Origin of the sequence: Pseudomonas nicosulfuronedens (assembly GCF_005877905.1) — a bacterium.
Lineage (GTDB): Bacteria > Pseudomonadota > Gammaproteobacteria > Pseudomonadales > Pseudomonadaceae > Pseudomonas > Pseudomonas nicosulfuronedens.
Window position 1 is genome coordinate 76,798 of the sequence record NZ_SWDV01000011.1, and the last position, 12,929, is coordinate 89,726.

Here is a 12,929-nt window from a genome sequence, read left to right on the forward strand (position 1 = left end):
CCCTGGCACCATCGGCGCCAGGGGCTTTGCATTTCACCGGGTCGCGAATCAGGCCAGCGACATCAGCGCATCGCGGCTGAAGGGCTTGATGTCCTCCAGGCGACCGTCACGCACTTTCACTGCCCAGTCCGGGTCGACCAGCAGGGCGCGGCCGACGGCCACCAGGTCGAACTCTTCCTTGTTCAGGCGCTCCAGCAGACCGTCGATGCCCGACGGCTGGGCGACTTCCTCGGTGTTGCCGAAGAAGGCCAGGAACTCGCTGCCGTCCAGGCCGACGTTACCGACGGTGATGGTCGGCTTGCCGGTGAGTTGGCGGGTCCAGCCGGCCAGGTTGAGGTCGGAGCCTTCGAATTCCGGAATCCAGAAGCGGCGGGTGGAGCAGTGGAAGATATCCACACCGGCATCCGACAGCGGCTTGAGGAAGGCCTCCAGCTCTTCGGCGGTCTGCACCAGGCGGGCGCTGTAGTCCTGCTGCTTCCACTGGGAGAAGCGGAAGATGATCGGGTAGTCGGGGCCGACGGCCGCGCGCACAGCCTGGATCAGTTCGATGGCGAAGCGCGAACGGTTGGCGAGGCTGCCGCCGTATTCATCGGTGCGCTTGTTGCTGCCGTCCCAGAAGAACTGGTCGATCAGGTAGCCGTGGGCGCCGTGGATTTCCACGCCGTCCATGCCGATGGACTTGGCGTCGACGGCGGCCTGGGCGAAGGCGGCGATGACTTCCTGGATGTCTTCCTTGGTCATCTCATGGACGAGCACGGTGCCGTCCTTTTCCTTGCCGCTGGGGCCATAGCCCGGAACGCTGGCGTCCGGCTCGGTGCCCAGACGGCGCACGGCGCCGACGTGCCACAGCTGCGGGACGATCTTGCCGCCTTCGGCGTGCACGGCGTCGACCACCTGCTTCCAGCCGGCCAGGGCATCTTCGCCGTGGAAGCGCGGTACGTTCGGGTAGCCGTTGGCAGCCTTGTGGTTGACCGTGGTGCCTTCGGTGACGATCAGGCCGACACCGGCAGCGGCACGGCGGCGGTAGTACTCGACCACCTGGGCGTGAGGTACGCCGCCCGGGGTGAAGTTGCGGGTCATCGGCGCCATCACGATGCGCGTGGGCAATTCCAGGCCGCCCAGTCGGAAGGGCGAGAACAGGGTATCTACGGATGCAGTCATTGAAGTCTCCATGACGGCCAGGCGACCGGTCGTCTCGTTTTTGAGTTGGGCTGAAAAATGAGTGATGACTCAGGCAGATCAGGCCTGGAGCAAGTGCTCCAGGCGCTCGATAAAGCGTTCCACCGGTTTGAGCGAAGCGCTGACTTTCATGCGCGCCAGCACGCCCTGCCAGGCATTGCCGATGAACTCGGCCAGTTGCTCGACGTTCTCCGAGGCGGGCAACTCCCCGGCACGCTGGGCGTCCGCCAGGCAGTCGCGCAGGGTATCGATGGACTGCTGGAGAATGCCGTCGACGCGCTCGGCGATCGGCGGCGACAGCTCGGCCATCTCGAAGCTCAGGCTGCCGATGAAGCAGTGGTATTCGAGCTTCTCCTGGCGGGCGAAGTGCGCGAGCAGTTCGCGGTAATAGGTGAGGATGCGCGCCCGCGGGCCCAGTGCCGGGTTGCCCAGCGCCTCGGCGTAGCGGGCCAGGCGCGGCGCGTACAGATGCTCCAGTGCCTGCAGGGCAAAGTCTTCCTTGCTCTCGAAGTAGTGATAGAAGGAGCCCTTGGGAATGCCGGCGGCCTGGACGATGTCCTGCACGCCGGTGCCGTGGTAACCGCTGCGGGTCATCGCCAGGGAGCCCTTGGCGAGGATAAGGTCGCGCTTGTCGAGTCGGATGCTGTTCATGGGCGCAAGAATATGACCGGTCGTCTCGCTTTTTCCAGCACCATTGATCGCAGTGATTTTCCCTCAGAAGCGGATCAGCGAATCGCCGGGCTTTCCAGCAGCTCCGCGACGCCCTCCTGCAGCAGCTCGCGCAGGCGCTCCACCACCGCCTCCGGCTCGGCTTCGCTGCGGTGCAGACAAAGGCCCAGTGGCGCCATCATCGGCAGTCCGGCGCGCTCGGCGTCCAGCCGTTCAACGCTGGCTGGCAGGCCGATCGGCGTGCGCAAGCCGACGCCCAGCCCTGCGCCGACCGCCACCCAGATGCCGGACAACCCGGCGCTGGTGAATGCCACGCGCCAGGCTATACCGGCCCGATCCAGCGCTGCCGTCGCCGCGCTGCGCAGCAGGCACGGCGCCTCCAGCATCACCAGCGGCAACGGTTCCGCGCCGAGGGACGGGACTGCGTCCAGCGCACCGATCCAGCATTGCGCCACCGCGCCGATGCGCTCCATGTGCGGCGTGCGCTCGCCGGTTTCCCAGGCCAGCGCCAGGTCCAGTTCACCGTTGCGGACACCTTCGATGAGCTGCTGATTGCGCGCCGTACGCACCTCGATCCGCACCTTGGGATGAGCCCGGGCGAAACGCGCCAGCACGGCGGGCAGCAGGGTTTCGCCGAAGTCTTCCTGCAGGCCGAGGCGCACTCGGCCTTCCAGCGAACCACCGCGCAAGGCGCCGGCAGCTTCGTCATTCAACTCCAGCAGGCGACGGGCGTAGCCGAGCAGCGTCTCACCCGCCTCGGTCAGCGCCATGCCGCGCCCTTCGCGGCGCAGTACGGGGGTGCCGGCTTGCTCTTCGAGCTTCTTCAACTGCGCGCTGACGGCGGAGGTGGAACGCCCCAGGCGATCTGCGGCGCGGGCGAAGCTGCCCAGTTCGATACCGGTGACGAAGGTGCGCAGCACGTCCAGGTCGAAGTTGATGCGGGCCATGACAACAATCCTGATTAATCGAACTATCGATCAAATATTTCCCGATTTTCCGAATCAATCTGCCGAGCTAGCCTGAACTCGTCAATCACTCTTCGAGGAACGGCACCATGCCTACCGTCCGCATCTCCCTGCACAAGGGCAAGCAACCCGACTACCTTCGCGAACTGGCCGACACCGTCTACGACGCCATGCACGAGGCCTTCAACGTGCCGGAGGGCGATCAGTTCGTGATGATCCACCAGCACGAGGCAGGGGAGTTCGTCTTCAACCGCCACTACCTGGGCGGGCCGCGCAACGATGACTTCGTACTGATCGCCATCACCATCGGCCGTCCGCGAGACTCGCAGACCAAGCAGGCGTTCTACCGCCGGCTGAACGTTTTGCTGGGCGAGCGACTGGGAATCGCCAGCGAGGACGTGATGGTGCAGATCACCACCAGCGAGGCGGACGACTGGTCCTTTGGTGGTGGGCGCATGGGGGTGCTGACACGGCCCGATGAGGTCAGTGCCAGCTGACGCGCTCCTCCAGCGGGAAGCGCAGGCGCGGGTTGTAGACGCCGTTGTCGGCAGCCCGCCCAGCCGCCAGCAGCATGATCGGTACCGCGCGCCGGGGAATCTGCAGCACCTGGCGCAGCCGCACCTCGTCGAAGCCCTCCAGGGGGCAAGTCGCGTAGCCGTGGCTCTGCAGGGCCAGCATCAGGTTCTGCGCCGCCAACGCGGTGGACTTCACCGCCCACAGGCGCATCTCGGCGTGGCTGTTGGGCTGGCGCATCAACGCGCGGCGCAGACCGACCACGCCGTAAAGGGCCCGCTTGAACAGGCCGCGCAGGCCAAAGGTTCCCTGGTTGTACTGGAATGGCGCGGTGCGCTCATAGAAGTGCCGGACCTTCTCCGGCACTTGCGGCTCGGGCCACTGATCGAGGACAGCCGCACAGGACTCGCGCCAGGTATCCGGCCGCGCCAGCACGGCGATCAGCACCGGCGCCGTGCGCGCCGCATTCTGGCCCAGGCACACCGGTCCCAGTCGACGTCGCAACTCGGCATCGCGGATCACCTGGAAGCTCCACGGCTGCAGGTTGCAGGCATTGGGCGCCAGCACGGCCTGTTCCAGGCAGTCTCGCAGCACGGCATCCGGCACCGGTTCTTCGAGGAAACGGCGTACTGCGCGGCGCTGTTCGATGAGCGCGCGCAAGGCGTCGGGCGTGGCGGGCAGGCAGGAGGACTCGGCAGCGAAACGGCTCATGGCGGGCTCCGGAAGCAGGTCGCCCGATTAAGCCGCCACACCTGGCGTGGAACAAGACGGAGGGGAGAAATGCCGGCGGGATTGGCGCATGCGCCCTCTCCCGCCGGGGAGGATCAGGCGCCCAGCGCCTTCTCGATGGCCTGGATCAGCGCCGGATCATCCGGCGTGGTGCGCGGGCTGAAGCGGGCCAGCACGCGGCCATCCGGGCCGAGGAGGAACTTCTCGAAGTTCCAGGTGATGTCGCCGGGGAACTCGGCGCCCTCGCCCGCCAGCAGGCGGTACAGCGGGTGGCGCTCGGAGCCGTTGACCTCGAGCTTGCCCGACATGGGGAAGCTCACCCCGTAGTTCAGCGAGCAGAACGACTGGATCTCGGATTCGCTGCCCGGCTCCTGCCCGGCGAACTGGTTGCACGGCAGGCCCAGTACCACGAACCCTTGGTCCTTGTATTGCTGGTAGAGGTTTTCCAGAGCGGCGTACTGCGGGGTCAGGCCGCATTTCGAGGCGACGTTGACCACCAGCACGACCTTGCCCTTGAGCGGCGCCAGCGGCAGATCCTGGCCGTCGAGACCGTGCAGCGTCAGATCGTGAAAAGCGCTCATTGCTTGCTCCTTGAAGAAGTAGGCACGAAGTGCCCGCGCAGGGAGCGGACAATCTGTCCGTCGTGCTGCGCAATCCCAGTCGATGCGGGAAAAATGCCCTGGCCTTGTTGCAGTAGATCAGGCTGCATGAGAAAGGCGCCCGAAGGCGCCTTTCACGATTGAGCGTAGCAGCTCAATGATGGCTTCACCCGGTCGATGGCCGACCGGATGACAGCAATCAGTGGTGGTGACCACCTTCGCCATGGACGTGGCCATGGGCGACTTCTTCGGCGGAAGCGTCGCGGATGTCGACCACTTTCACCTTGAAGTTCAGGCGCTGACCGGCCAGCGGGTGGTTGCCGTCGACGATCACGTCATCGCCTTCGATGTCGCGGATGGTGACGATCTGCATGCCGCCGTCCGGAGCGGAAGCGTGGAACTGCATGCCGACTTCCAGCTCGTCCACGCCTTCGAACATTTCACGGGTCAGGGTGGCAACCAGCTCGGCGCTGTATTCGCCGTAGGCATCGGCCGGCTCGACGGTCACGTCCAGCTCGTCACCGACCTGCTTGCCTTCCAGGGCCTTTTCCAGGCCACCGATGATGTTGTGGGCACCGTGCAGGTAGACCAGCGGAGCGCCGCCGGCGGAGCTGTCGATGACCTCACCCGCGTCGTTGGTCAGGGTATAGTCGATGGAAACCGCCTTGTTGGCCGCGATCTGCATGGTTCGAAACCTATCTGATATAGAAGTTGAGCGCGTAAGTTTACGCGGCGACGCCCCCGAATGCGACCCGAAGACGGACGGACGGGACAACGCGGCCCCGCCGCGCCTGCTTGACTTTCATCAGGACGAAGACGGCCACTGGGTGGCAGTCTTGTCCTGCGGCCACACCCAGCACCTGCGCCACCAGCCGCCCTGGCAGTCGCGGCCCTGGGTGCTGGACCCGCAGCAGCGCATGGCGCAGATCGGTCGGCTGTTCCCCTGCGGCTGGTGCGCCAAGGAATCCGTCAGCAACAAGGAGTAGGCATGCCAGCTCGCAATATCCTGGTGATCAACTGCGGCAGTTCGTCGATCAAGTTCGCTCTGGTTCGAGAGGGACGCGACGACTTCATTCTCCACGGTCTGGCCGAGCGTCTTGGCGCCAACGGCGCCAGCCTGCGCTGGCAGGGCGAGACCGACGAACAGCCGCAGACCCTGGAGCTGCCCGGCGCCGACCACAAGGCCGCCCTCGCCCGCCTGCTGCCACTGGTAGCCCAGGCCGCACAGGGCAAGTTGCACGCCATCGGCCATCGCGTGGTGCATGGCGGCGAACGCTTCACCCAGGCCTCGCGTCTGACCGATGAAGTGCTCAGCGCCATCCGCGAGACCTCCCCGCTGGCGCCGCTGCACAACCCGGCGAACCTGGTCGGCATCGACGCCGCCATGGCGCTCTACCCGGACCTGCCGCACATCGCCGTGTTCGACACCGCCTTCCACCAGAGCCTGCCCGAGCGCGCCTACCGCTACGCCATCCCGGAACCGCTGTACCGCGAGCAACACGTGCGCCGCTACGGCTTCCATGGCACCAGCCATCGCTACGTCAGCCACAAGGCGGCAGAAATGAGTGGGCTGGCCGTGGGCGACAGCTACTGGCTGTCCGCGCACCTGGGCAACGGCAGCTCCACCTGCGCCATCGCCAACGGCCAGAGCCGCGACACCAGCATGGGCCTGACCCCGCTGGAAGGCCTGATGATGGGTACCCGCTCGGGCGACGTCGACCCGAACCTGCACAGTCACCTGGCGCGCACCCTGGGCTGGAGCCTGGAGAAGATCGACCATATGCTCAACCACGACAGCGGCCTGCTCGGCCTGTCGGGACTGTCCAACGACATGCGTACCCTGGAGCACGCCCGCGAGCAGGGCCACGCCAATGCCGCGCTGGCCATCGAAGTATTCTGTTACCGATTGGCCAAGTCGCTGGCCTCGCTGACCTGTGCGCTGCCACGGCTGGACGGCATCATCTTCACCGGCGGCATCGGCGAGAACTCCGCGCTGGTGCGCAACCTGACGGTCAAGCACCTGCACGTGCTCAATCTCGAACTCGACGGCGAAGCCAACGCCCGCTGCGTGCGCGGCGTCGGCGGGCCGATCCACCTCGCCGGACATCCCCGCGTGCTGGTGATCCCGACCAACGAAGAGAAACAGATCGCACTCGACACCCTGGCTGTCCTCGACTGAAGATTCATCGGTTGCGCCCCACAAGGGCACAAACCACCCCTGCACGGCTTAAGGAGCCCGGATGCACACCTTCTTCCTCGCACCGACCGGTTTCGGTGTCGGCCTGACGTCCACCAGCCTGGGCCTGATCCGCGCCCTGCAACGCGCCGGCCTGAAAGTCGGCTTCTTCAAGCCCATCGCCCAACCCCACGCCGGGGACGACGGTCCGGAACGCTCCAGCGAACTGGTTGCACGCACCCATGGCCTCAACGCACCCACCCCGCTGTCGCTGGCCAAGGTCGAGCGCATGCTCGGCGACGGCCTGCTCGACGAGCTGCTCGAGGACATCGTCGGCATGTACAACAGCGCCGCCGTGGACAAGGACGTGATGATCGTCGAAGGCATGGTGCCGACCAAACATGCCAGCTATGCCGCGCGCATCAACGCGCACCTGGCGCGCAGCGTGGACGCCGAGGTGATCCTCGTCTCCGCGCCCGACAACGAGACGGTGAGTGAACTGTCCGACCGCATCGAGATCCTCGCCCAGCTGTTCGGCGGCCCACGCGACCCGCATCTGGCCGGCCTGATCGTGAACAAGGTGCGCGGCGGCGAAAGCGACGACATGCCGCGTGACGCCGAAGAAGCCGCACGGCTGTTCGGCGAACGCCTGAAGGAACATTCCCCGCTGCTGCGCGATGGCGACGTGCGCCTGCTCGGCTGCATTCCCTGGCAGGACGAGATGAACGCCCCGCGCACCCGCGACGTGGCTGACCTGCTGGACGCCAGCGTGCTCAATGCCGGCGACTACGAGCAACGTCGAGTGCAGAAGATCATCCTCTGCGCGCCCTCGGCGCCGAACACCGTGCACCTGCTCAAGCCCGGCGTGCTGGTGGTGGTACCGGGCGACCGTGACGACATCATCCTCGCCGCGTGCCTGGCCGCCATGAACGGCGTGCCGCTGGCCGGCCTGCTGCTGTGTTCGGGCCTGGCGCCGGACGCTCGGATCATGGAGCTGTGCCGCAGCGCGCTACAGAGCGGCCTGCCGGTGCTGACGGTGAAGACCGGTTCCTTCGACACCGCCGGCGACCTGTCGCGGATGAACAAGGAAATCCCGGTGGATGACCGCGAACGCGCCGAGCGCGTCACCGAGTTCGTCGCCGAGCACATCGACTTCGGATGGCTCAAGGACCGCTGCGGCTCCCCCCACGAGCTGCGCCTGTCGCCGCCAGTGTTCCGCTACCAGCTGACCCAGCGCGCCAACCGTGCCGGCAAGCGCATCGTCCTGCCCGAGGGCAGCGAGCCGCGCACCGTGCAGGCCGCCGCCATCTGCCATGCCCGCGGCATCGCCCGCTGCGTGCTGCTGGCCAAGCCCGACGACGTGCAGGCGGTGGCGCAGATGCTGGGCATCGTACTGCCCGAGGACCTGGAAGTGGTCGACCCGGACCTGGTTCGCAGCCGCTACGTCGAACCCATGGTGGAGCTGCGCAAGGGCAAGAGCCTGAACGCGCCGATGGCCGAGCAGCAGCTGGAGGACAACGTAGTGCTGGGCACCATGATGCTCGCCCTGGACGAAGTGGACGGGCTGGTCTCCGGCGCCATCCATACCACCGCCAACACCATCCGGCCGGCCCTGCAGCTGATCAAGACGGCGCCCGGCTACAACCTGGTGTCCTCGGTGTTCTTCATGCTGCTGCCCGACCAGGTGGTGGTCTACGGCGATTGCGCGGTGAATCCCGATCCTTCGGCCAGTGACCTGGCGGAAATCGCGCTGCAGAGTGCCGCCTCGGCGCAGTCCTTCGGCATCACTCCGCGAGTGGCGATGATCAGCTACTCCACCGGCGAGTCCGGAACCGGCGCAGATGTCGAGAAAGTCCGCGAAGCTACACGCATCGCGCGGGAAAAACGCCCCGATCTGTTGATTGACGGCCCCTTGCAGTATGATGCCGCCGCCATCGCCAGCGTGGGCCGCCAGAAGGCGCCCGACAGCCCGGTGGCCGGACGCGCCAACGTGTACGTGTTCCCCGACCTGAACACCGGGAACACCACCTACAAGGCGGTCCAGCGCAGCGCCGACTGCGTCAGCATCGGGCCGATGCTGCAGGGCCTGCGCAAACCGGTGAACGACCTGTCGCGTGGCGCGCTGGTGGACGACATCGTCTACACCATCGCGCTGACGGCGATCCAGGCGGACAACGGCAAGGACGGCTGATAACCCAAGGCACGAGGGATGTGCCCAAGAACGCATCACGCGCCCGGCCGACCGGGCGCCTACGTACAAGGACCATTCCTCGATGTTGAGTTTCCTCCCGCACACCCTGCGCGGCATCCTCGCCACCCTGATCCTGGTGACGAGCACGCTGTGCTGGTGCATTCCGCTGCTGGGCATGTCGATCATCAAGCTGCTACTGCCCTTCAACGCCGCCCAACTGGCGCTGAGCAAAATCATGAGCGTGATCGCCGAAAGCTGGATCACCTGCAACAAGGGCTGGATGAACCTCGTCCGCAGCACCGGCTGGAACGTACAGGGCCTGCAAGGGCTGCACTACGACCATTCCTACCTGGTCACCAGCAACCACCAGAGCTGGGTGGACATCCTCGTCCTGCAGTACCAGCTCAACCGCCGCATTCCCCTGCTGCGCTTCTTCCTCAAGCAGGAGCTGATCTGGGTCCCGGTGATCGGCCTGTGCTGGTGGGCGCTCGATTTCCCCTTCATGAAGCGCTACACCAAGGCCTACCTGGCCAAGCACCCGGAAAAGAAAGGCAAGGACCTGGAAACCACCCGCAAGGCGTGCGCCAAGTTCAGCCGCATCCCGGTGGCAATCTTCAACTTCCTCGAAGGCACCCGCTTCACCCAGGCCAAGCATGACGAGCAGAACTCGCCGTTCCAGCACCTGCTCAAGCCCAAGGCCGGCGGCATCGCCTTCGTTCTCGACGCCATGGGCGAGCAGCTGCGCACCCTGGTCAACGTCACCATTCACTATCCCGATGGTCGCCCGACCTTCTGGTGCCTGCTGTCCGGCCGCCTGCGTTCGGTGGTGGTGCGCTTCGAGGAGATGGAAATCCCCCGCCAGTTCATTGGCAAGAGTTATGACCAGGACGAGGGCTACCGCGCCGAGTTCCAGTTGTGGGTGAACCAGCTGTGGGAGCGCAAGGACCAGTTGCTGAGCCAGCTGCACCGCGAGTTCCCTGCCGCCAGAGCCTGATGCCTACCTGGAAAATCCTGCGCGGGCCTCAACCCTCGCCCCCGCCCTCTCCCTGAAGGGGAAGGGAGCTTTCCGTGCAGGCTGAAGCCACGGTATCAGCCTGCACCGAACCAGTCCCCTCTCCCTTCAGGGAGAGGGTTAGGGAGAGGGAAATTCCAGGCAAGGACTTTCAGGAAGAGACAGTCACCTTTACAGGTTAAATCCGCTGCCACCCCCAATGTCTGCGGAAACGAAAAAGCCCGCCAATCGGCGGGCTTTTTCATGGGCGCTGATTACTGCTGGTACTGCTGGGTCTGAGCGTTCGGCAGGGCCTTCAGGTTCACTTCCACGCGGCGGTTCTGCGCGCGGCCGTTGGCGTCGGCGTTGGAGGCAACCGGCTGGTCCGGGCCCATGCCACGGGTGCTGACGCGAGTACCGTCGACCCCCTGGGAGGTCAGGTAGGTTGCAACGGACTGCGCGCGACGCTGGGACAGGTCCATGTTGTGCTGGCGGCTGCCGGTGCTGTCGGTGTAGCCGACGATCTCGATGCTGTTCTGGTTGAACTCCTTGAAGGAGTTGGCCAGGTTGTTCAGCGGGGTGTAGAAGGACGGCGCGATGTTCGCCGAGTCAGTGGCGAAGGTGATGTTGCCCGGCATGATCAGCTTGATGTCGTCACCCTGGCGCTCGACCTGCACGCCGGTGCCCTGCATCTGCTGACGCAGCTTGGCTTCCTGCTTGTCGGCGTAGTAGCCGTAGCCGGCGGCGGCAGCACCGATGGCGGCGGCGCCAATCATCGCGCCCTTGCCACGGTTGTCGTGGTTGATCGCGGCACCGGCGACGGCGCCGGCCAGCGCACCGAGCGCACCGTACTTGGCGGTCTTGCTCATGCCGCCTTCGGCCGGCGGGGCCTGGGTGTTGGGGTCATAGGGATTCTGGGAGGCGCAACCGGCCATGAGGGCAAAGGCGGTGGCAGCCGCGACCATGGACAGACTACGTGCGGTGAACATGTCGGATGACTCCTCGAATAGCGAAACACCCATTAGTGGGCGGCAGGTTAGAGCTTAGGTCGTGCAAATAATTCCGTAGCAACCTTAAGCACGGATGAAGGGGTTTTCCCGCATCTCGTCGCCCAGGCAGGTATCCGGCCCATGCCCGGTGACCACGGTCGCCTCTTCGTCCAGCGAATACAGGCGGTCGCGGATCGAGCGTTCGATGGTGGCGTAGTCGCCGCCCCACAGGTCGGTACGGCCAATACTGCGGCGGAACAGGGTATCGCCGGCGATCAGCAACTTGTCTTGGGGAAACCAGAAGCTCATGGAGCCGGGGGTATGCCCCGGCGTGTGCAGCGCCACACCACAGCCGCAGGCCAGCTCCTCGTCGTCGGCCAGCCACTGGTCCGGCGCGGGCACCGGCGTATAGGGCACGCCGAACATGCGGCACTGCATTTCCAGGTTGTCCCAGAGGAACTGGTCGTCCTTGTGCAGGTGCAGGGTCGCGCCGGTCTTCTCCTTCATCTGCCCGGAGGCGAGGAAGTGATCCAGGTGGGCGTGGGTGTGGATGATGCTGACCACTTTCAGCCCCAGCGCATCGAGGCGCTGCAGGATCAGTTCGTGGTCGCCGCCCGGATCGACGACGATGGCCTTCTTCGTCAGCGGGTCGCCGATGATGGTGCAGTTGCACTGCAAGGGGCCGACAGGGAAGGTTTCGCGGATCAGGGCAGGCTGGTCGCTCATCGAAGACTCGCTCGGTTGCGGAAGAACACGGCGCACATTTTCGCCGATTCCGCCCTGCCCTGGCGAGTCGATGGATCGAGTGTTCAGTCGTCCTGGCGGTAGTCCGTGGGCAGCTTGCCGGTCCACTTGCGGAAGGCCCGGCGGAAGTTCGACGGGTCGTTGAAGCCCAGCAGCAGCGCGATCTCGTAGAGCGGCAGGTGGGTCGTGGTGAGGTATTGCAGCGCCAGGCGCTTGCGTACGTCGTCGAGCACTTCCTGGTAGGTGGTGCCCAGGTTCGAAAGATGTCGACGCAGGCTGCGGCCGCTGGTGTGCAGGTCGGCGGCCACGCTTTCCAGGTCGGGGAATTCGCCGGGGCGCGCCAGCAGCAGGCGGCGGATGCGGGTCAGCAGGCCTTCCTGCACGTCCAGCGTGGCCAGCAACGCCTCGCACTGCTGCTCGCACATCTGCACCGTGGCCGGGTTGGCCAGCGCCATGGGCCGCGCCAGGTACTCGCTGGGCAGGCCGATGAAGTGGAAAGGCTGGTCAAACAGCACTTCACAGCCGAACACCTCGGCGTAGCGCTCGACGTAGGCGGGCTCAGCATGGGCGAAGCCCACACTGACCCCCTGCAAGGGTTCGCCGACGAGGAAGCGGGCGATGGTATGCAGGCTGGTCATCAGGCCTTCGGCGGCGAAGCGGCTGGTGGGACCGAGGGGAATCGACTCGCTGGCGCGCAGGTAGGACACGCCGCCGTCCTCCACCATTTCCAGGTCGTAGGCCAGGCCGAGCACACGGTAGTACTTCAGGGCGAAAGCAATGGCGCGTCCGAGGTTGGCGCTGGAGAGCACCGCATAGCCGAGGATGCCGTGGGTGGAGACGTTCAGCCGCTGCCCCAGCAGCAGGCCGAAGGCCGGCTCGTTGCAGTGCACCAGGGCGGTACTGGAGAGCTGATGGAAGTCGATGAAGGACAGGCGGCCGTTGGGGCTCTGCAGCACCTCGGGGCGCACACGGGCCAGCTCGAACAGGCGCACACGCGGCACGCCCAGCTCTTCGGCGAGATCGAGAAGCGCCTGCGCATAGGCGACAGGCACCAGTTCGGCGGTGAAATTGAGCGGTTGTTTCATCGTTCTTCTTATAGTGACCGCTGGCCGGATATGACCGGAAAGTTGGCAGACAATAACCTTGTGACGCTTTCCCTACAAGCCCAGAGTAATGACCATGGA

14 protein-coding genes are annotated in these 12,929 nt (G+C 65.6%); 5 read left to right on the top strand and 9 right to left on the bottom strand.

From position 1 onward, the window contains the following. Nucleotides 1–48 precede the first annotated feature (48 nt). From FAS41_RS11025 to FAS41_RS11035, 3 genes are all read right to left on the bottom strand, one after another. Nucleotides 49–1,161 (bottom strand): NADH:flavin oxidoreductase, encoded by a 1,113-nt coding sequence (locus tag FAS41_RS11025; RefSeq protein WP_138522100.1) that lies wholly within the window; start codon nucleotides 1,159–1,161, stop codon nucleotides 49–51. Nucleotides 1,162–1,239: 78 nt separating this feature from the next. Next, complete coding sequence (locus tag FAS41_RS11030; RefSeq protein ID WP_017519097.1) at nucleotides 1,240–1,830, bottom strand: TetR/AcrR family transcriptional regulator; 591 nt, start codon at nucleotides 1,828–1,830, stop codon at nucleotides 1,240–1,242. 74 nt (nucleotides 1,831–1,904) lie between these two features. Further along, nucleotides 1,905–2,795, bottom strand: a complete 891-nt coding sequence (locus tag FAS41_RS11035) for a LysR substrate-binding domain-containing protein (protein ID WP_138522102.1) — start codon at nucleotides 2,793–2,795, stop codon at nucleotides 1,905–1,907. Nucleotides 2,796–2,902: 107 nt separating this feature from the next. On the opposite strand from FAS41_RS11035, the gene FAS41_RS11040 reads away from it, so the two are divergent. Then, nucleotides 2,903–3,310, top strand: a complete 408-nt coding sequence (locus tag FAS41_RS11040; RefSeq protein WP_138522104.1) for a tautomerase family protein — start codon at nucleotides 2,903–2,905, stop codon at nucleotides 3,308–3,310. On the opposite strand, the gene FAS41_RS11045 is transcribed toward FAS41_RS11040, so the two are convergent. From FAS41_RS11045 to FAS41_RS11055, 3 genes are all read right to left on the bottom strand, one after another. After that, nucleotides 3,297–4,037, bottom strand: a complete 741-nt coding sequence (locus FAS41_RS11045) for a nitroreductase family protein (protein WP_138522107.1) — start codon at nucleotides 4,035–4,037, stop codon at nucleotides 3,297–3,299. The genes FAS41_RS11040 and FAS41_RS11045 overlap by 14 nt on opposite strands. A 113-nt stretch (nucleotides 4,038–4,150) precedes the next feature. Then, on the bottom strand, nucleotides 4,151–4,636 hold the full coding sequence (locus tag FAS41_RS11050) for a glutathione peroxidase (RefSeq protein ID WP_138522109.1): 486 nt from the start codon (nucleotides 4,634–4,636) through the stop codon (nucleotides 4,151–4,153). 217 nt (nucleotides 4,637–4,853) lie between these two features. Further along, on the bottom strand, nucleotides 4,854–5,339 hold the full coding sequence (locus tag FAS41_RS11055) for an FKBP-type peptidyl-prolyl cis-trans isomerase (RefSeq protein ID WP_017519102.1): 486 nt from the start codon (nucleotides 5,337–5,339) through the stop codon (nucleotides 4,854–4,856). Between FAS41_RS11055 and FAS41_RS11060 the strand changes: the two genes are divergently transcribed. The 4 genes from FAS41_RS11060 (at nucleotide 5,308) to FAS41_RS11075 (ending at nucleotide 10,015) form a co-directional block, all read left to right on the top strand. Beyond that, the gene (locus FAS41_RS11060) at nucleotides 5,308–5,640 is read left to right on the top strand and encodes a DUF3565 domain-containing protein (protein ID WP_138522111.1); all 333 of its coding nucleotides are present in this window, start codon (nucleotides 5,308–5,310) and stop codon (nucleotides 5,638–5,640) included. The genes FAS41_RS11055 and FAS41_RS11060 overlap by 32 nt on opposite strands. 2 nt (nucleotides 5,641–5,642) lie before the next feature. Further along, entirely contained in the window at nucleotides 5,643–6,833 is a 1,191-nt protein-coding gene (locus FAS41_RS11065; RefSeq protein WP_138522125.1) for an acetate kinase, read from the top strand. A 61-nt stretch (nucleotides 6,834–6,894) separates the two neighbouring features. Next, on the top strand, nucleotides 6,895–9,021 hold the full coding sequence (pta, locus tag FAS41_RS11070; protein WP_138522127.1) for a phosphate acetyltransferase: 2,127 nt from the start codon (nucleotides 6,895–6,897) through the stop codon (nucleotides 9,019–9,021). Between the two features lie 82 nt (nucleotides 9,022–9,103). Further along, entirely contained in the window at nucleotides 9,104–10,015 is a 912-nt protein-coding gene (locus FAS41_RS11075; RefSeq protein WP_138522129.1) for an acyltransferase, read from the top strand. Between the two features lie 272 nt (nucleotides 10,016–10,287). Here FAS41_RS11075 and FAS41_RS11080 read toward each other — a convergent pair whose 3' ends face one another. The 3 genes from FAS41_RS11080 to FAS41_RS11090 form a co-directional block, all read right to left on the bottom strand. Further along, nucleotides 10,288–11,001: a YiaD family glycine zipper/OmpA-like lipoprotein gene (locus FAS41_RS11080; RefSeq protein WP_138216059.1), complete on the bottom strand. Its 714-nt coding sequence runs from the start codon at nucleotides 10,999–11,001 to the stop codon at nucleotides 10,288–10,290. 84 nt (nucleotides 11,002–11,085) lie between these two features. Then, on the bottom strand, nucleotides 11,086–11,727 hold the full coding sequence (locus tag FAS41_RS11085; RefSeq protein WP_138522131.1) for an MBL fold metallo-hydrolase: 642 nt from the start codon (nucleotides 11,725–11,727) through the stop codon (nucleotides 11,086–11,088). 83 nt (nucleotides 11,728–11,810) lie between these two features. After that, nucleotides 11,811–12,830, bottom strand: coding sequence for an AraC family transcriptional regulator (locus FAS41_RS11090; protein ID WP_138522133.1), 1,020 nt, complete (start codon nucleotides 12,828–12,830; stop codon nucleotides 11,811–11,813). Between the last annotated feature and the right edge of the window lie 99 nt (nucleotides 12,831–12,929).